Source organism: Ancylobacter mangrovi (genome assembly GCF_024752355.1).
Lineage (GTDB): Bacteria > Pseudomonadota > Alphaproteobacteria > Rhizobiales > Xanthobacteraceae > Ancylobacter > Ancylobacter mangrovi.
In genome coordinates this window covers 220948-237375 of record NZ_JANTHZ010000004.1, presented here as the reverse complement: position 1 = coordinate 237375, position 16428 = coordinate 220948, and the positions used below count along the sequence as shown (strand labels likewise).

Annotated in this window: 18 protein-coding genes; 12 read left to right on the top strand and 6 right to left on the bottom strand. The window is 70.2% G+C overall.

From position 1 onward, the window contains the following. Positions 1-4: 4 nt before the first annotated feature. Positions 5-814 carry an ABC transporter substrate-binding protein gene (locus NVS89_RS11815; RefSeq protein ID WP_258732950.1) on the bottom strand — a complete coding sequence of 270 codons (810 nt, stop codon included), beginning with the start codon at positions 812-814 and terminating at the stop codon, positions 5-7. Between the two features lie 308 nt (positions 815-1122). Here NVS89_RS11815 and NVS89_RS11810 point away from each other — a divergent pair, with 308 nt between their 5' ends. The 4 genes from NVS89_RS11810 to NVS89_RS11795 all read left to right on the top strand — a co-directional run bounded on the left by NVS89_RS11810 (position 1123) and on the right by NVS89_RS11795 (position 5697). After that, positions 1123-2025 carry a GntR family transcriptional regulator gene (locus NVS89_RS11810; RefSeq protein WP_258732949.1) on the top strand — a complete coding sequence of 301 codons (903 nt, stop codon included), beginning with the start codon at positions 1123-1125 and terminating at the stop codon, positions 2023-2025. Positions 2026-2178: 153 nt separating this feature from the next. Then, a complete protein-coding gene (locus NVS89_RS11805; protein WP_258732948.1) occupies positions 2179-3387 on the top strand; it encodes a glutamine amidotransferase-related protein in 1209 nt (402 codons plus the stop codon). A gap of 28 nt (positions 3388-3415) precedes the next feature. Then, positions 3416-4390, top strand: a complete 975-nt coding sequence (locus NVS89_RS11800; RefSeq protein ID WP_258732947.1) for a hydroxyacid dehydrogenase — start codon at positions 3416-3418, stop codon at positions 4388-4390. 38 nt (positions 4391-4428) lie between these two features. Beyond that, complete coding sequence (locus NVS89_RS11795) at positions 4429-5697, top strand: Zn-dependent hydrolase (protein ID WP_258732946.1); 1269 nt, start codon at positions 4429-4431, stop codon at positions 5695-5697. A gap of 28 nt (positions 5698-5725) precedes the next feature. Here the strand turns inward: NVS89_RS11795 and NVS89_RS11790 are convergent, their stop codons facing one another. The 4 genes from NVS89_RS11790 to pxpB form a co-directional block, all read right to left on the bottom strand. Further along, positions 5726-6241, bottom strand: a complete 516-nt coding sequence (locus NVS89_RS11790) for a c-type cytochrome, methanol metabolism-related (RefSeq protein WP_374114562.1) — start codon at positions 6239-6241, stop codon at positions 5726-5728. A gap of 116 nt (positions 6242-6357) precedes the next feature. Next, complete coding sequence (locus tag NVS89_RS11785) at positions 6358-7131, bottom strand: LamB/YcsF family protein (RefSeq protein ID WP_258732945.1); 774 nt, start codon at positions 7129-7131, stop codon at positions 6358-6360. Between the two features lie 16 nt (positions 7132-7147). Continuing rightward, complete coding sequence (locus NVS89_RS11780; RefSeq protein WP_258732944.1) at positions 7148-8224, bottom strand: 5-oxoprolinase subunit C family protein; 1077 nt, start codon at positions 8222-8224, stop codon at positions 7148-7150. After that, positions 8214-8984, bottom strand: a complete 771-nt coding sequence (pxpB, locus tag NVS89_RS11775; RefSeq protein WP_258732943.1) for a 5-oxoprolinase subunit PxpB — start codon at positions 8982-8984, stop codon at positions 8214-8216. The genes NVS89_RS11780 and pxpB overlap by 11 nt, the downstream gene beginning before the upstream one ends. A gap of 270 nt (positions 8985-9254) precedes the next feature. On the opposite strand from pxpB, the gene NVS89_RS11770 reads away from it, so the two are divergent. The 8 genes from NVS89_RS11770 (at position 9255) to NVS89_RS11735 (ending at position 15700) form a co-directional block, all read left to right on the top strand. Next, positions 9255-9881, top strand: coding sequence for a DUF1989 domain-containing protein (locus NVS89_RS11770; protein ID WP_258732942.1), 627 nt, complete (start codon positions 9255-9257; stop codon positions 9879-9881). After that, positions 9881-10708 (top strand): amino acid ABC transporter ATP-binding protein, encoded by an 828-nt coding sequence (locus NVS89_RS11765; protein WP_309486539.1) that lies wholly within the window; start codon positions 9881-9883, stop codon positions 10706-10708. The genes NVS89_RS11770 and NVS89_RS11765 overlap by 1 nt, the downstream gene beginning before the upstream one ends. Beyond that, entirely contained in the window at positions 10705-11367 is a 663-nt protein-coding gene (locus NVS89_RS11760) for an amino acid ABC transporter permease (protein WP_258732941.1), read from the top strand. The genes NVS89_RS11765 and NVS89_RS11760 overlap by 4 nt, the downstream gene beginning before the upstream one ends. Positions 11368-11394: 27 nt before the next feature. After that, the gene (locus tag NVS89_RS11755) at positions 11395-12336 is read left to right on the top strand and encodes an agmatinase (RefSeq protein WP_258732940.1); all 942 of its coding nucleotides are present in this window, start codon (positions 11395-11397) and stop codon (positions 12334-12336) included. A gap of 80 nt (positions 12337-12416) precedes the next feature. After that, positions 12417-13205: a transporter substrate-binding domain-containing protein gene (locus NVS89_RS11750; RefSeq protein ID WP_258732939.1), complete on the top strand. Its 789-nt coding sequence runs from the start codon at positions 12417-12419 to the stop codon at positions 13203-13205. A gap of 99 nt (positions 13206-13304) precedes the next feature. After that, positions 13305-13979 (top strand): GntR family transcriptional regulator, encoded by a 675-nt coding sequence (locus tag NVS89_RS11745; RefSeq protein WP_258732938.1) that lies wholly within the window; start codon positions 13305-13307, stop codon positions 13977-13979. An 8-nt stretch (positions 13980-13987) separates the two neighbouring features. Next, positions 13988-14920 carry a dihydrodipicolinate synthase family protein gene (locus NVS89_RS11740; protein ID WP_258732937.1) on the top strand — a complete coding sequence of 311 codons (933 nt, stop codon included), beginning with the start codon at positions 13988-13990 and terminating at the stop codon, positions 14918-14920. Positions 14921-14923: 3 nt separating this feature from the next. Further along, positions 14924-15700, top strand: coding sequence for an SDR family oxidoreductase (locus tag NVS89_RS11735; RefSeq protein WP_258732936.1), 777 nt, complete (start codon positions 14924-14926; stop codon positions 15698-15700). 27 nt (positions 15701-15727) lie between these two features. On the opposite strand, the gene NVS89_RS11730 is transcribed toward NVS89_RS11735, so the two are convergent. Beyond that, entirely contained in the window at positions 15728-16402 is a 675-nt protein-coding gene (locus tag NVS89_RS11730; RefSeq protein ID WP_258732935.1) for a GntR family transcriptional regulator, read from the bottom strand. Positions 16403-16428 lie beyond the last annotated feature (26 nt).

Below are 16428 nucleotides of genomic sequence, written 5' to 3'. Positions count from 1 at the left end.
GCCGTCAGTTGAAGATCGACACCGTGGGCGGCAGGTTCCACTTCTTGATCAGCGCGGTGTAGGTGCCGTCGTCGACGATCTCCTTCAGCGCGCCCTTCAGCGCCTCCTGCATGGCGGCGTCGCCCTTGCGGGTGGCCATGCCGACCGAGGTGTTGGATTCGAACTCGTCGCCGACGGATTCGAACACGTCCGGCAACTCCTGCATCAGCTTCACCGAGCCGGGGGTCGAGTCGTAATAGGCGTCGGCGCGGCCCTGGCGCAGGGCGAGCGCGGAATCCTGCGCGGTCGGCAGGGTCAGCACGGTGACCGCGGCCAGCCCCTTGCCCTGGCAGCGCTTGTCGTCGGCGCGGGCCTGGCTTTCCTGGATGCCGCCGAGGGTGACGGCGATGGTCTTGCCGCACAGCGTGTCGTCGCGGCCGGTGATCTTGGCGGGATTCCCCGCCTTCACCATCACCCGGTTGCCGATCTTGAGATAGGGCACGAAGTCGACCTGCTCGGCGCGCTGCGGGTTCATGTACATGGCCGAGTTGATGATATCGATGCGCCCGCCCTGCAACGCCGGGATCAGGCCCTTGAACTCCATGTTCATGGCCTTGGGCGTGGCGCTCAGCTTCTTGCCGAGCGCCTCGATCAGGTCGATGTCGAAGCCGGCGAGCTTGCCGTCCTTCTGGAACTCGAACGGCGCGAAGGTCGCGGCGACGCCGTAGGTGATGGCGCCGTCTTCCACGAGCCCGCTCTTGGGCATCTCGGCGGCGCCTGCGGCCTGCATCATGCCGAGCGGAAGGACGAGGGCAGCGACGATTTTACGAAGCATGTTGGTCCCCTGAGTGCGATCTGGATGGCTCTGGTTGTCGAAGGCGTCTTGTTCTGAATTGCACTTTATGACGACATTTATACAAATCCGTCGGGCCGAACTGTCAAGCGTGCACCTTTGGGGGCGGTGCACAAATGATGGACGATGGATGATGAAAAATGAGCATTTGCGAGAGTCGGCGCGCGCCAGCCAGGATCGGAGGACCGGCGTGGCCGCGCTCCGCCGCGCCTCCGAGATGAGGGAAAGGCTTGCCTCGGCGATTTCATCTATTGTATGCGAGTTCAAATTTCATACAAAGCTGGTGGCCTATGGCGCGCAGTCCGAGCCAGAACCGTTTTCGTCTGGCGAATCAGATTCTTGAGGTGGTTCGCGACGGGCGTTTCGAGGTCGGCCATCACCTGCGCGAGCAGCAGTTCGGCGACCTGCTGCAGGTCTCGCGCACGCCGGTGCGCGCTGCGCTGTCCCTGCTCGCCGAGCACGGGGTGGTGGAGGCGCGGCGCCATCAGGGCTTCTTCCTGAAGGCGACGCCGGAGGAACTGCACCGCTTCAGCCTCGAAGTGCCGCCGAGCGCCGACCAGGACCTCTACAGCGACATCGTGCAGGACCGGCTGGCCGGCCGCCTGCCGGCCTCCTTCACCCAGACCGAGATCGCCCGGCGCTACGACGTCGACCGCGCGCTGCTGCAGCGCACGCTGACGCGCCTCGTCGACGACGGGCTGCTGGAGCGCAATACGGGCCGGGGCTGGACCTTCCTGCCGGCGCTCGACACCGGGATGGCGCTGCAGAACAGCTATGATTTCCGCCTCATCACCGAGCCGCAGGGGCTGCTGGTGCCGACCTTCAAGGCCGATCCGGCGGCGCTGGAGCGGCTGCGCATCCAGCATCTCTATCTCGAGACCCATCCACGCATCGCGACCGTCGACGCGCGGCAATTATTCGACACCGACGCCCATTTCCACGAGACCATCGCCGGCTTCAGCGGCAACGTGTTCCTGCTGCAGGCGATCCAGCAGCAGAACCGGCTGCGGCGCCTCTTGGAATTCGGCGGCTATGTGAACCGCCGCCGCGTGCGCGACTGGTGCCGCGAGCATCTGGCGATCCTCGACGCGGTGGCCGCGGGCGACCAGGCGGGGGCGGCCGAGATCATGCGCCTCCACCTCACCAACGCCTTTTCCGCCGTGCCGAGCTTCGAGACCGGCCGGCGCGCCTGAGCGGGCGGTGGCGGGTCGGCGTCGGGGAGGTCTCCCATTGTCGACCAGTGGTATACCGATTAAGAACCAGTGGCGCGCTTCGTGCAGGCGCGCCGGGCCGGGCCGGCGCCCGCCGGCCAAACAATGCGAGCGGCGTTCGTCCGCGAGGATTTCATGACCATCCTGCTCGTCCGTCATGACACGTGCCTGCCCGCGCTCGACGGCATGGTCGCCGGCGAGTTCGCCGCCGCGCGCGGGGCGCGGTTCACGGCGCTCGCCACCGGCGGGGCCGGCCATGCCCGCTTCGACTGCGCCCAGCACGTGCTCGCCCATGGCGAGCTGGCGCCCAACGGGCTGCTCTGGGCGGAGCGGGCGGGCGACCGGCCGGTCGGCGCGCCGGTCGACCGAGGCGCGGTGGCCCGGATCCCAGGCACCGTCGTCGTGCCGATCAATCCTCATCTGGCCGCCCATCGCGATGCCGAGGCGCGCATCCTCGCCACTGCCGCACGGGCCGGACGGGCGGTCGAGACCCTCGACGTCCGCGAGCTGGACGACCGCCTGGAGCTGCTCACCACCGGCGGGGAAATCGTCGCGGCGTGGCGGCGCAACGGCTTCGGCCGCCCGCTGCCCCTCGACGCGACGCTCCCCGCCCCCGAAGGGCGCGCGCTGCGTGTGCTGATCGTCGGCGACGAGGCGTTGCAGCGCGAGGTCTATCCCGCCCCGCTCGCCGCGCTGGGCGATGCGGCCGAGGCGCTCGGGCTCGACCTGACGCCGGTCTTCGCCGATCCGCGCGCCGAGCCTGCGCCGGTGTGGGATCGGCTCCTCGCCGGCGTCGACGGGCTGCTGCTGCCCGGCGGTTCGGACATGGAGCAGGTGGAGGGGCAGATCGCGGCGGCGCGGGCGGCGATCCGCCGGGACATGCCGACCGCCGGCCTGTGCCTCGGCATGCAGACCATGGCGAGCGCGGTGGCGCAGGAGCTGTGCGGCATGAACGACGCCAATCTCGAAGAGGCCGATCCCGGCGCGCAGACGAAGACCTTCGTGCGCCTGCACGACGAACTGGGCCGTCCCGCGCACCGGCTCGGCCTGCTTGCCAGCCGGCTCGAACCGGGCAGCCGCCTCGCCGCGCTGGCCGGCGGCGCGGAGCGGCTCGACGTGCACTACAACCACCGCTTCGTGCTCGATCCGGCGCTGGAAGGCCCGCTCGCGGCTGCGGGCCTCGCCATCGGCGCCCGGCAAGCCGAGCGCGCCTTCGCCGATGCGATCGAACTACCGGCGCTGCGCTTCTTCGTCGGCATGCAGGGCCATCCCGAGCTTGCCAGCCGCCGCGGCCGGCCGCACCCGCTCCTCGCCGGCCTGCTCGCCGCGATGGCGTCCCGATGACCTCCCCCACCCGTTCCGGAATTCGCCCGTGCCCCGCTGCCTGATCGTCCAGCCCATCCATGCCGCGGGTCTCGAGCTGCTCGAGAAGGCCGGCATCACCCCGGTGCCGGCGCCGGCCTATGATGCCGAGGCCATCGTCGCCGCGATGCCGGGCATGGAGGCGGTGATCACGCGCGATGCCGGGCTGCGCGGCCCGGCGATCGGCGCTTCGGCGGTGCTCCGGGTGATCGGCGTGCACGGCGTGGGCACCGATCCGGTCGACATTGCCGAGGCGAGCCGGCTCGGTGTCTGCGTCGTCAACACGCCGGGCGCCAATGTGCGTGCTGTGGCCGAGCAGACGCTCGCCCTCGCGCTGGCGCTCGCCAAACAGGTTCCGGCGGCGGACGCGGCGGCGCGCGCGGGCGATTTCGGCTTCAAGTACCGGGCGCCGCTGCGCGAGCTCGCCGGCGCGACCTTCGGCATCGTCGGCTTCGGCCATATCGGCCAGGCGACGGCCGCGCTGGCGCGGGCCTTCGGCATGAAGGTGGCCGGCTTTTCGCGCAGCCAGCCGGACGAGGCGTTCGCCCGCGCCGGGGTTGAGCGCATGGCGACGCTCGACGCGCTGCTGCGCGTCGCCGATGTCGTGTCGCTGCACCTGCCGAGCACGCCGGCGACGCGCGGGGTGATCGGTGCGCGCGAATTGTCGCTGATGAAGCCCGGCGCGTTCCTGCTCAACACCTCGCGCGGCGCGCTGATCGACGAGGAGGTGCTGGTGGAGGCGCTGGCGGCGCGGCGGATCGGCGGCGCCGGGCTCGACGTGTTCGCTCTTGAGCCGCTGCCGGCCGGCTCCCGGCTCGTCGCGCTCGACAATGTGGTGCTGAGCCCGCATGTCGCGGGATCGGCGGTGGAGGCGCTGGAGCGGACCGCGCGCCTCGTGGCGGAGCAGGTCGTCGACGTCTTCGCCGGCCGCCGCCCGGCTCATCTCGTCAACCCCGAAACCTGGCCGCCCGGGCCGCGCGCGTGAGCGGCACCGCGAGAGACCGTGCCCCGAAGGAGCGTCGCGTGACCGAGCCGATCGCCATCGACCGCGCCTTCGCCGAACGCCTGTTCGACGAGCTGGCGGCGCGCACCGGCGATGCGCCCGGCATCACCCGCGCCGCCTATGGCGAGGGTGAGCAGATCGCCCATGACGTGATAAGCCGCGAGGCCGCGGCACTGGGCCTCGCGCGCCATGTCGATCCGGCCGGCAACCTCTATTTGACCTATGAGGGGCGCGATCCCTCGCTCGCCGCGTGGGTGGTCGGCTCGCACCTCGATTCGGTGCCGCATGGCGGCAATTTCGACGGTGCGGCGGGGGTGATCGCCGGGCTGTGCGCGGTGCGCGCGCTCGTCGAGGCCGGCATCCGCCCGCGCCGCTCGATCACGGTGATGGCGATCCGGGCGGAGGAGAGCAACTGGTTCCCGCTCTCCTATCTCGGCAGCCGCGCCGCGCTCGGTCTGCTGCCGGAGGAAAGCCTCGCGACGCCGCGCTCGGATACGGGCGTCGCGCTCGCCGAGCACATGCGCCGCCTCGGGCTCGATCCCACCCGCGTCGGCGAGGGCAGGGTCCATCTCGATCCGGCGCGGATCCACGGCTTCATCGAGCTCCATATCGAACAGGGGCCGGTGCTGGAGGCGGCGGACGTGCCGATCGGCCTCGTCACCGGCATCTCGGGCAGCTTCCGCTACCGCCGCGCGCGCATCCTCGGCGAATGGGGCCATTCCGGCGCGGTGCCGCGCGGCCATCGCCACGACGCGGTATTCGCGCTGGCCGACCTCGTCACCGCGCTCGACCGGCTCTGGGGCGAGGTGCTGGCGGAAGGCGAGGGCGCGACCGTCACCTTCGGCGAGGTCGGCACGGATCCGGCGCTGCACGGTTTCAGCAAGGTGCCGGGCGAGGTCTCCTTCTGCCTCGACGTGCGCAGCCTGTCGCCGGCCTGCCTCGATCGCATCCATGCCGGGCTGATGGAGATCGTGGCAGGTATCGAGGCGGCGCGCGGCGTGCGCTTCGAGCTCGGGGCGCGCACCGGCTCGTCTCCCGCCCGGCTCGACGCGGCGCTGCGTGCCCGGCTCGCCGGCGTCGCGGCTGCCCGCGGGGCGGGGCATGTGGAGATGGCGAGCGGGGCCGGGCACGACACGGCGGTGTTCGCCAATGCCGGCGTGCCCTCGGCGCTCGTCTTCCTGCGCAACCAGAACGGCAGCCACAACCCGCACGAGGCGATTGAGATGGCGGATTTCGTCGTCGCCGCCGACGTCATCGCCCACCTGCTGGCGCGCGACGACAACGGGTGACGGCGCCGCCCGCGCCCAGCGATCAGCCTTAGCCCATGCAGGCGTCCTCCGCGGCGCTGTAGCCGGCGGGGCGCGGGGCGCTCTTCTGCGGCTGCCCGCGGCCGAGCGCGCCGTCGGAGCGGGCGCGCAGATAGACGAAGATGGCGTCGATGTAGCACATGACGTTCGGGTTCACCCCGAAGGCGGGCATGACCAGATCCTGGCTCGCGCTCACATTCTTCTTGCCGTTGGTCACGGTGTCGAGGAACTGGCTGTAGCTGAGGTTCTGCAGCGCATCGACCAGCGACGGCGCGAAGCTGGAGCCCAGCCCGTCCGGGCCGTGGCACTGCATGCAGTTCGCCGTGTAGCGGATGTAGCCGACCGAGGTGTACCAGTCGACGGTGCCGTCCTTGTCGATTTTGAAGGTCGGGTTGCCCTGACTGTCGCTATATTCGCCGTCGGACGAGCTGGTGGCGGCGGGATTGCCCGACCCGTCGGCGCAGAGCTGCGACGTCATGAGAAGAAGAGCGGCCGCGATCGCGGCGCCGGTACGCGCTTGAAGCATGTGTAACCTCCCACGCCCCGGCTTCTTGTTGTGCGGCGTGGAAGGCCGGGGGCGGGGGATCATTCCGCCGCCGGGCCCGCGAGGCAAGCGGCGATGAAAGGCGGCGCTGGCCGGCGTCAGGCCAGCCATTCGCCGAAGGGGCGCACCTCGATGCCCGCGCCTTCGAGCCGCGCGCGGATGTGGCGGGCCATCTCCACCGCCCCATGGGTGTCGCCATGGACGCAGACCGTATCCGCCTTCACCTTCAGCCGGCCGCCGCCGGCGGTGACGATCTCGCCGTCCTCGACCATGCGCAGCACGCGGGTGGCGGCGTCGTCGGCGTCGTGGATCACCGCGCCGGGCAGCTTGCGCGAGACCAGGTTGCCATTGTCGGCATAGGCGCGGTCGGCATAGATCTCGCGTGCGAGGCGAAGGTTCTCCGCCTCGCCGGCGCGCTCCATCTCCAGCCCCGGCATCACCACGAAGACGAGGCCGGGATCGACCGCCCGGATGGCGCGGGCGACGGCGCGGGCGAGGCTGGCGTCCTCGTTGGCGAGATTGCCCAGCGAGCCGTGGGTCTTCACGTGCTGGAGCTTCTGCCCGTTCGCGTGGGCGAGCGCCTGCAGCGCGCCGATCTGGTAGATGAGGTGCTTCTCCACATCCTCGGGCCGCTCGCCCATGATCGGGCGGCGGCCGAAGCCCCACAGGTCGAGGAAGCTCGGATGCGCGCCGACGCCGACGCCGTTCGCCTGCGCGGCAGCGAGCGTCTTCGCCATCACCAGTGGGTCGCCGGCATGGAAGCCGCAGGCGATGTTGGCGGAGGTGACGATGCCGAGCATCGCCTCGTCGTCGCCGAGGGAATAGACGCCGAAGCCCTCGCCCATGTCGCTGTTGAGGTCGATCACGGCCATGTCTGTCTCGCTTCGCTCAAGAGGGGTGGCTGGGAGGATGGGGGCAGAAGGGGTCGTGGGCGGCGGAGGCGACGCCGCTGACGAGATTGAGGCCGAGCAGCCGCTCGCTGGAAAGGGCGGCAGTGCCCAGCACCACCGGCTCCATGGCGGCGATGGCGGCCTCAAGCGCGGCGGCGGCGCGGCGTGCCGCCTCGGCGGCCTCCCGGGCGTCGATCGCGGTGAAGCTCAGCGTGTCACCGGGGCGGAGCTGGGCGAGGCGGCCGAGATCGGGGCCGATCACGGTGGCGATCTTGGGATAGCCGCCGGTGCTCTGGCGGTCGGCCAGCAGGACGATCGGCCGTCCGTGGCCCGGCACCTGGACGCTGCCATTGGCGATGCCGTCCGAGACGATGTTGAAGCCGGCGGCGTGTTCGATAGCCGGGCCCTCGAGCTGGCAGCCCATGCGGTCGGCGCGGGTCGAGAGCGTATAGGTCGCCGACAGGAAGGTGGCGAGGCCGGCGGGGGTGAAGGCGTCCGCCTGCGGCCCGAGCACGACGCGCAGCGGTCCTTCGGCGGGCGCGAGATGGCGGCGGCCCTGCCGCAGCAGCGGGCCGGCGCCGCCGCCGCGCAGCGGCAGCACCGTCCCCGGCCGGAGCGGGCCGCCGTCGAGCCCGCCGAGGCCCGAGCGCGTATGGGTCGAGATGCTGCCGAGCACCGGGGCGACGTCGAGGCCGCCGGCAATGGCGAGGCAGGCGCGCATGCCGGTGCGCGCCCGCCCGATGGCGACCCGGTCGCCGCGCGCCAGATCGTGCGCCTGCAGCGGCTCGGCCGGCCGTCCGTTGATGGTGAGCGCCATTTCCGCGCCGGCGAGGGCGATCCGGCAGGTATCGGCGACGACGGTGAAGGCAAGGCCCGTCATGGTCATCTCGACGATGGCGGTGCCCGGCGGGTTGCCGACGAGCGCGTTGGCGAGGCGCATCGCGGGGGGGTCCATCGCCCCCGAGCCGGAAATGCCGAAGCGCTGATAGCCGAACCGCCCGGCATCCTGCAGGGTCGAGAACAGCCCGCCATCGGTGACGGCGAGATGGGGCGCGCCCTGCGGGTCAGGCGTCATGCGCGCCTCCCGCGGATGATGGCACGGGCATCGTCTCGGGCGTGGCGACCATCTCGCCCGCCTCGGCGGCGGCCAGCATGTCGCGATACGCGCCGGCGTCGATGGGCGTGAAGCGGATCGTGTCGCCGGGCGCGAACAGGAACGGCTTTTCGCGCCCGGGATCGTAGGAGCGCACCGGGGTCTGGCCCAGCAGGTGCCAGCCGCTCGGCACCTCGATCGGCGGCGAGACGGCCGCCTGCCGCCCGCCAATGGAGACGCTGCGCGGCGGCGTCTTCGGGCGCGGATCTGTGCGGCGGCTGGTGTGCAGCCGCTCGGGCAGGCCGCCGAGATAGGCGAAGCCGGGCGCGAAGCCGATCATGTAGACACGGTAGAGCGCGCCCGCGTGCAGCGCGACCAGCTCGTCCGGCGTCAGCCCGTGCTGGCTTGCCACCGCCTCGAGGTCGACCCCGTGCGCGCCGCCATAGAGCACGGGCACGCGCCAGAGCGTGCCGGCGGCCTCAGCGCCGGGCGCCGTCTCCAGCGCACGGACGCGCCCGGCGAGGGCGGCGCGGTCGACGACCAGCGGGTCGAACAGGATCAGCAGCGAGCGATAGGTCGGCACCGCCTCGCGCACCCCCTCGATCGCGGCCGCGGCGAGCGCCCGGTCGAGGGCGATGACGCGCGCATTCGCCGTTTCGTCGATGCCGTCGCCGAACTCGACGACGAGCCCGCTTTCTCCGGCGTCGAGCAGGCGGGGGAAGGTCGGGTCCTTCAGCGTCATGGTGCGTGCGGGCGCTCGTGCTTGCGGTCGGTCTCGGGAGAGGTGTTCTAAAATAGTCTTTTATATCAATATATTACGGATGTCATCGCGTGGGCGAGCTGTGCATGATCGATCACGTCCGGCGATCCGCAAAGATCAAATCCAAGGCAGCTCCTGCATAAAAAATCCACTTGAATTCCGACGGTATACCAAAGAAATTCCAACCAGCGACCCCCGATCCACCGCGTCTCCGCCCGCTTTTCGGAGGCGCCTTTTCGATGGCGAGAACTCATGGATTTCGAGGAAGCCGGCACCCTCGTGCTGCCCGCCGCCCACGGCAAGGCCATCTGCCTGCGGGCCGGCTGGCGGGTGCGGGTGGTCAATCCCCACGGCACGCAGGCGCTCGACTTCTGGGCCTTCAACGCGGCGGACCCGTCCGAATTCCTGTCGATGGACAATGTGCGCTCGTTCAACTCCGTCGCCTATGTCGAGAAGGAGACGGCGCTCGTCACCACGCAGCGGCGGCCGATCGTGTGCATGACCGAGGACACCTCGGCCGGCCAGCACGACACGCTGCTGTGCGCCTGCAACCCGGCGATCTACCGCGAGCTCGGCGTGAAGGGCTATCACCGCAGCTGCTCGGACAACCTGCACGAGGCGCTGGGCGAGATCGGCTGGAAGGTGCCCTTCACCCCCGCGCCGCTGAACATGTTCATGAGCGTCGACGTGCGCCCGGACGGCTCGCTCGACCGCATCCTCCCGCGTTCCAAGCCCGGCGCCCATGTCGAGCTGCGCGCGGAGTTCGATGCCGTGCTGGTGTTCTCCAACTGCCCGCAGGACGTGACCACCATCAACGGGCCGGACCGCACGCCGCGCGACTGCGTGCTGAAGATCCTGCCGCCCGCGGACGCGCCCTGATGGCGGCGGCGCCGACACCATCCGCGCCGACATCGCCCGCGCCGCTGCTGCGCATCCGCGAGCTGAGGAAGAGCTTCGGCGCGCATGAGGTGCTGAAGGACATCTCGCTCGAGGTCCATGCCGGGGAGGTGGTGTCCATCATCGGTGCCAGCGGGTCGGGCAAGAGCACCTTCCTGCGCTGCATCAACGTGATGGAGATGCCCGACGGCGGGCTGCTCGACTTCGAGGACGCCCATTTCGACTTCGCGCCCGGCGCGCGCGGCCGGCCGACCCCGGCGCAACTCAGGGCGCTGCGCGCGCGCATCGGCATGGTGTTCCAGAGCTACAATCTGTGGCCGCACATGAGCGTGCTGGAGAACGTCATCGAGGCGCCGATGCGGGTGAAGGGCGTTCCCCGCGCCGAGGCGGTGGCGCTCGCCGAGGGGCTGCTGGAGCGCATCGGCCTCGCCGACAAGCGCGGCGCCTATCCGAGCCGGCTGTCGGGCGGCCAGCAGCAGCGCGTCGCCATCGTGCGCGCGCTCGCCATGAAGCCGCGGCTGATGCTGTTCGACGAGGTGACCTCGGCCCTCGATCCGGAGCTGGTGGGCGAGGTGCTGGCGCTGATGGCCTCCCTCGCCAAGGAGGGCATGACCATGCTGCTCGTCACCCACGAGATCGGCTTCGCGCGCGAGGTGTCGACGCGCACCGTGTTCTTCGACCAGGGCCGCATCGCCGAGGACGGCCCGCCGCGCGAGGTGCTCTACCGGCCGGCGAGCGAGCGGCTGCAGCAGTTCCTCAAGCGCGTGCTGCACGAGCACGTCGCCGGCCCGACGGGAGAGGCGCCATGAGCTTCTCCGAATGGCTCGACTTCTTCCTGCCCTACGTGCCCGGCTTCCTGCACGCCTCCTGGCTGGTGCTGGTGCTCACCGTGCTGGTGATCCTGGTGAGCTGGGCGTGCGGGCTTGTCGTCGCGCTGGGCAAGGCCTCGCAGATCGGCGTGATCCGGCAGGCGAGCGTGTTCTACATCTGGTTCGTGCGCGGCACGCCGGCGCTGATCCAGATCTTCATCGTCTATTTCGGCCTGCCGCAGCTCGGGCTCGGGCTGTCGCCCTTCGTCGCCGGCGTGCTGGCGCTCGGCATCAACAGCGGCGCCTATGTCGCCGAGATCATCCGCTCGGGGCTCTCGGCCATCCCCAAGGGCCAGGTGGAATCCTCGCTGGCGCTGGGCATGAGCCGGAGCGAGACGATGCGGCGCATCGTGCTGCCGCAGGTGGTGCGCATCATCCTGCCGGCGATCACCAACGAGGCGATCTCGACGCTGAAGAACACCTCGCTGCTCTCCACCATCACCGTGGTCGAGCTGACGCTCTACGCGCAGACCATCATCGCCACGACCTTCCGCCCGTTCGAGTTCTACGCCGCGACCGCGGTCATCTACCTGGTCATGACCACGATGCTCTCGCAGGTCGCGGCCATGCTGGAGCGCTACAATGCCCGTTACGTCTGACCGCCGCCCTCTTCTGAGGCACGCGCCATGAGCGTCCTGCCGACGGATTCGCTGGCGACGCCGCGCTTCTGCGGGGTGCCGACCTTCATGCGCCTGCCGCAGGCGACCAGCCTCGAAGGGCTGGACGCCGCCATCATCGGCCTGCCGTCGGATTCCGGCGCGCCGTTCCGCACCGGCGCGCGCTTCGCGCCGAACGCGGTGCGGGCGATGTCGATCATGCTGCGGCCGATCAATCCCTATCGCGGCGGCATCAACGTGTTCGAGCGGCTGCGCGTCGCCGATGCGGGTGATGCGGCGGTGGTGCCGGGCTATCTTGAGGAGACGCTGGCGCAGATCGAGACCGCGGTGCGGGCGCTGGCGCAGGCCGGGCTCACCCCGTTCGGCATCGGCGGCGATCATTCGGTGACGCTGGCGGAGCTGCGCGCGGTGGCGGCGACCCACGGCCCGCTCGCGCTGATCCAGTTCGATTCCCATTCCGACACCTGGGACAGCTATTTCGCCGGCAAGAAGTACAGCGCTGGCACGCCGTTCCGCCGCGGCGTGGAGGAGGGCATCATCGACCCCTCGCACTCGATCCAGATCGGCATGCGCGGCTCGCTCTTCGCCCCGGACGACGTCAGCCAGTCGCTCGATCTCGGCTACGAGGTGGTGACCACCGACGCGATGTTCGAGATGGGCCTGCCCGCGCTGGCGCAGCACATCGCCGCGCGCACCGCCGGGCGCCCCGCCTTCCTGACCTTCGACCTCGACTTCGTCGACCCCGCCGCCGCGCCCGGCGTGCAGACGCCGGAATCGGGCGGGCCGAATGCCCGCGAGACGCTCGCTTTGCTGCGCGCGCTCAAGGACATCAACCTCGTCGGCGCCGACGTGGTCGAGCTGAGCCCGGGCTTCGACCAACCCGCGCAGATCACGGCGCTGCTCGCCGCGACCGTGATGGCCGAGCTGATCGCGCTCCGGGCCGACCGCTGACGCCTTTCGAACAACCAAAAAGACGTGCCGCCACCTTCCACCGTCAGACCTCTCCGCAAGGCCTCACAAAGGGGAACATCATGCGTCTTCCATTTCTCTCCGTGCTCGCCGCCGCCGCGCTCGGCGCGCTGCTCGCCCAGCCGGCCGCCGCGCAGGACCTCGAGCTGATCCAGCCCGGCAAGCTCATGATCGCCACCGAGGGCACCTACCCGCCCTTCTCCATGCGCGCGCCCGACGGCACGCTCGACGGGCTCGAGATCCGCGTCGGCAAGGAGATCGCGCGCCGGCTGAACCTCGAATACACGCCGGTCATCATCAAGTGGGAGTCGCTGCTTGTCGGCCTCGAGGCCGGCCAGTACGACTTCGCCTCCGACGCCATGGACATCACCGCCGAGCGCCAGAAGCAGGTGATGTTCGCCGATGGCTGGCTGGAGTCGGGCGGGCGCGTGGTCGTCAAGAAGGGCTCCGACATCAAGAAGTCGGCCGACATCAAGGGCCGCACGGTGGGCGTGCTGGTCGCCTCCACCTGGCAGAAGCTGGCCGAGGAGCGCGGCGCCAAGGTGAAGACCTACAAAGCCGAATCCGACGCGTTGCAGGACCTCGTCAACGGCAATATCGACGGGGTGATCACCGATTCGATCGCCGCCGCCTATGCGATCCAGGAATCCAAGCTGCCGCTGACCATGACCGAGGACTATGTCAGCCATGTCCAGAAGGGCTTCCCCTTCAAGAAGGGCAAGCCGAACCTCGTCAAGGCGGTGAACAAGGCGCTCGCCGACATGATCGCCGACGGCACCTATGCCAAGCTGACCACCCCGCTGATCGGCTATTCGCCCGCGCCGAAGGACCCCATCCGCACGCAGTTCTGAGCCTTCGGGCGGTCATTCGCGACGGCACGCCGGAGCCTTCCGGCGTGCCCTTCACGTTTCGACGGGACGGCAGGCATCGCCACCGCGACGAGAGTTGAGATGAAGGACAGGGAAGAGGAGACGCGCGCCACGCTGGAGCCCGCGCCGCGGGCGCTGAGCCAGATGGCCTACGACCAGCTGCTCGACCGGCTGATCAAGCGCGAGATCCCGGTCGGCGCCGTGCTTCAGGAGCGCCGGCTGGCCGAATCCCTCGACATCTCGCGCACCCCGGTGCGCGAGGCGCTGAACCGCTTGGAGAGCGAGGGCTTCGTCACCCGCAAGCCCGGGCGCGTGCTGGTGGTGAAGGAGTTCTCGACCCGCGAGCTTATCGAGACGCTGCACGTGCGCCAGATCATGGAGAGCGAGGCGATCTCGCTGGCGGCGCCGCGCATCCCGCCCGGGGAGCTCGACGCGGTCGAGGCCGACATCCACGCCCTGCTGGCGCAGCAGAACCCGAGCGCGGAGGACGACTGGCAGGTCGACAGCGCCCTGCACCGCATGATCGCCCATCACAGCGGCAACGGCGTGCTGGCCGGCATGATCGAAAACCTGCGCGTGAAGACGTATACGTTCAATCTCGACCGCATGCCCGAGCGCTTCGAGATCGGCCATCGCGAGCACCTCGTCATGATCGACGCACTGCGCCGGCGCGACCGCGAGGGGGCGCGCGCGGCGATCCAGCAGCACATCGAGAATGTGAAGCACAGCATCATCCTGAAGCTCAGCAGCATTTGAGGACGCAAATGTCTCAACACCGAATCAGCGAAAGCACGCGCGGCGTGTACATCATCTCGCCGACGCCCTTCACTGAGGACGGGAAGGTCGATCTCGCCAGCACCGATACGCTGCTGGACTTCTACGACGCGAAGGGCGTCACCGGCATCACCATCCTCGGCGTGCTCGGCGAGGCGGGGAAGCTGACGCCGGAGGAGGCCGCGATCTTCCTCGACCATGTGATGAAGCGCGTGGACGGGACCAAGCCGATCGTGGTCGGCGCCAGCAACCCGGGCACCGACAATCTGGTGCGCTTCGCCAACCGGGCGATGGAGAAGGGCGCCGCCGGGCTGATGATCGCCCCGCTGCCGGGGCTGAAGACCGACGAGCAGATCTACGCCTACTGGCAGGCCGTGCTCACCCGGCTCGGCCCGGACATCCCTGTCTGCTACCAGGACTACCCGCAGACCACGCAGGTCGTGACCTCGGTGTCGGTGCTCAACCGGCTGATCGACGACTTCCCGAACTTCGTCATGCTGAAGCACGAGGAGGGCTCGGGGCTTTCCAAGATCAGCCGGCTGCGCGAGCGCTCGGACGCCGGCAAGGGCCGGCGCATCTCGATCCTGGTCGGCAATGGCGGGCTCTACCTGCCGCAGGAGCTGCGGCGCGGCGTCGACGGGGCGATGACCGGCTTCGCCTATCCCGAGATGCTGGTCGGGGTGTGCGACAAGTTCTTCGCCGGCGAGGTCGAGGCGGCCGAGGACCTGTTTGACATCTACCTGCCGATCCTGCGCCACGAGCAGCAGCTCGGCTTCGGCCTCGCGGTGCGCAAGGAGATCCTGCGCCGGCGCGGCGCCATCGCCTGCTCGGCCACGCGCCATCCCGGCCCGAAGATGACCGCACGCGACCATCAGGAGCTTGACGAGCTGATGGCCCGCCTCGACGCCAAGCTGGGGAAGTGAGCCATGGACCTCGGACTTGAAGGGCGCACCGCGCTCGTGCTCGGCTCCAGCCGGGGGCTGGGCGAGGCCATCGCCCGTACCCTGGCGAAGGAGGGCGCGCGGGTGATCGTCACCGGGCGCGATGCGGACCGCGTCGCCAAGGTGGCCGGCGACATCCGCGCGGCCGGCGGCAACGCGGACACGCTGGTGCTCGACCTGTCGGACCGTGCCGGCCTGCTGGCTGCGCTCGACACGATCGCCGTGCCGGTCGACATCCTCATCAACAACAGCGGCGGCCCGCCGCCCGGCCCGGTCGCGCAGGCGAGCGAAGAGCAGTGGAGCGCGAGCTTCGAGGCCATGGTGGGCGCGATCTTCGCGGTCACCACGAAGCTGCTGCCGGGCATGCGCGCGCGCGGCTTCGGGCGGATCGTCAACCTCGTCTCCTCCGGCGTCGCCCAGCCGATCCCCAATCTCGGCCTGTCCAACGCGCTGCGCGCTTCCATCGTCGGCTGGGCCAAGACGCTGGCCGGCGAGGTGGCGAAGGACGGGGTGACGGTGAACTGCGTGCTGCCCGGGCGCATCCACACCTCGCGGGTGGACGAACTCGACGCGGCGGCGGCGAAGCGCACCGGCTCGACCCCGGAAGCGGTGGCCGAGGCCTCGCGCGCGACCATCCCCGCCGGGCGCTACGGCGATTCGCAGGAATTCGCCGACGTGGTGACGTTCCTGGCGAGCGCGCGGGCGAGCTACGTCACCGGCTCGCAGGTGCGGGTCGATGGCGGGCTGATCCGGGGGCTGTGAGGGGCGATCTCTAGGCGGGCGGCGGCGTCAGATCGTCGACAGGTGGCGGATGATGCAGGCCTTCACATTGTCGATGTGGCGGACCATCGCGCCCGCCGCCTCGTCCGCGTCGCCCTTCTCGACCGCCGCAATGATCTCGATGTGCTCGCGATAGACCGCGACCGCGCGGTCCGGCATGCGCCCGAGATCGAAGATGCGGGTGCGCCGGCGCAGGTCGCGGATCATGTTCGCCATCAGCGGGTTGCCGGACGCGGCGGCGATCTCGTCATGCATGGCGGCGTCGATCGCCGCGCTCGCCTCCGGGTCCTCGTCGTGGTGCCCGCCGGCGCCGTCGGCGACCAGTTCCTCCAGCCGCTCGCGCAACTCGCGCAGGCGGGCGAGGTCGGCCCGGCCGATGCACAGCCGCGCGGCTTCCGGCTCCAGCAGGCGGCGGATGTTCAGCACCTGCATGAACTCGGGCACCGTCATCTGGCGCACTTCGAGATAGCGCGTGCCGCGGCGCTTCAGCAGGCCCTCGCTCTCCAGCATCAGAAGCGCGTCGCGCAGCGGCGTGCGCGAGACTTCGAGCGCGTCGGCGAGCCGCCGTTCGGTGAGCACCTCGCCGCCGCGCAGCCGGCCGGAGAAGATCATGTCCTCGAGGCGGCGGTGGACCTCATGGGCAAGGCGGCGCGGGGCGGCTTCGTCGAGGGCCGGCTCGTTCATCGTGTCCTGCATCGGGCGCGGCGGGC

Excerpts from the sequence above, each read along its gene's own strand:
- pxpB (WP_258732943.1), bottom strand. The coding sequence starts at position 8,984 with ATGACGCTGAAGGACCCGACCTTCCCCCGCCTGCTCGACGCCGGAGAA.
- NVS89_RS11765 (WP_309486539.1), top strand. The coding sequence starts at position 9,881 with ATGGCGGCGGCGCCGACACCATCCGCGCCGACATCGCCCGCGCCGCTG.
- NVS89_RS11785 (WP_258732945.1), bottom strand. The coding sequence starts at position 7,131 with ATGGCCGTGATCGACCTCAACAGCGACATGGGCGAGGGCTTCGGCGTC.
- NVS89_RS11780 (WP_258732944.1), bottom strand. The coding sequence starts at position 8,224 with ATGACGCCTGACCCGCAGGGCGCGCCCCATCTCGCCGTCACCGATGGC.
- NVS89_RS11755 (WP_258732940.1), top strand. The coding sequence starts at position 11,395 with ATGAGCGTCCTGCCGACGGATTCGCTGGCGACGCCGCGCTTCTGCGGG.
- NVS89_RS11810 (WP_258732949.1), top strand. The coding sequence starts at position 1,123 with ATGGCGCGCAGTCCGAGCCAGAACCGTTTTCGTCTGGCGAATCAGATT.
- NVS89_RS11805 (WP_258732948.1), top strand. The coding sequence starts at position 2,179 with ATGACCATCCTGCTCGTCCGTCATGACACGTGCCTGCCCGCGCTCGAC.
- NVS89_RS11750 (WP_258732939.1), top strand. The coding sequence starts at position 12,417 with ATGCGTCTTCCATTTCTCTCCGTGCTCGCCGCCGCCGCGCTCGGCGCG.
- NVS89_RS11745 (WP_258732938.1), top strand. The coding sequence starts at position 13,305 with ATGAAGGACAGGGAAGAGGAGACGCGCGCCACGCTGGAGCCCGCGCCG.
- NVS89_RS11815 (WP_258732950.1), bottom strand. The coding sequence starts at position 814 with ATGCTTCGTAAAATCGTCGCTGCCCTCGTCCTTCCGCTCGGCATGATG.
- NVS89_RS11790 (WP_374114562.1), bottom strand. The coding sequence starts at position 6,241 with ATGCTTCAAGCGCGTACCGGCGCCGCGATCGCGGCCGCTCTTCTTCTC.
- NVS89_RS11735 (WP_258732936.1), top strand. The coding sequence starts at position 14,924 with ATGGACCTCGGACTTGAAGGGCGCACCGCGCTCGTGCTCGGCTCCAGC.
- NVS89_RS11740 (WP_258732937.1), top strand. The coding sequence starts at position 13,988 with ATGTCTCAACACCGAATCAGCGAAAGCACGCGCGGCGTGTACATCATC.
- NVS89_RS11760 (WP_258732941.1), top strand. The coding sequence starts at position 10,705 with ATGAGCTTCTCCGAATGGCTCGACTTCTTCCTGCCCTACGTGCCCGGC.
- NVS89_RS11730 (WP_258732935.1), bottom strand. The coding sequence starts at position 16,402 with ATGAACGAGCCGGCCCTCGACGAAGCCGCCCCGCGCCGCCTTGCCCAT.
- NVS89_RS11770 (WP_258732942.1), top strand. The coding sequence starts at position 9,255 with ATGGATTTCGAGGAAGCCGGCACCCTCGTGCTGCCCGCCGCCCACGGC.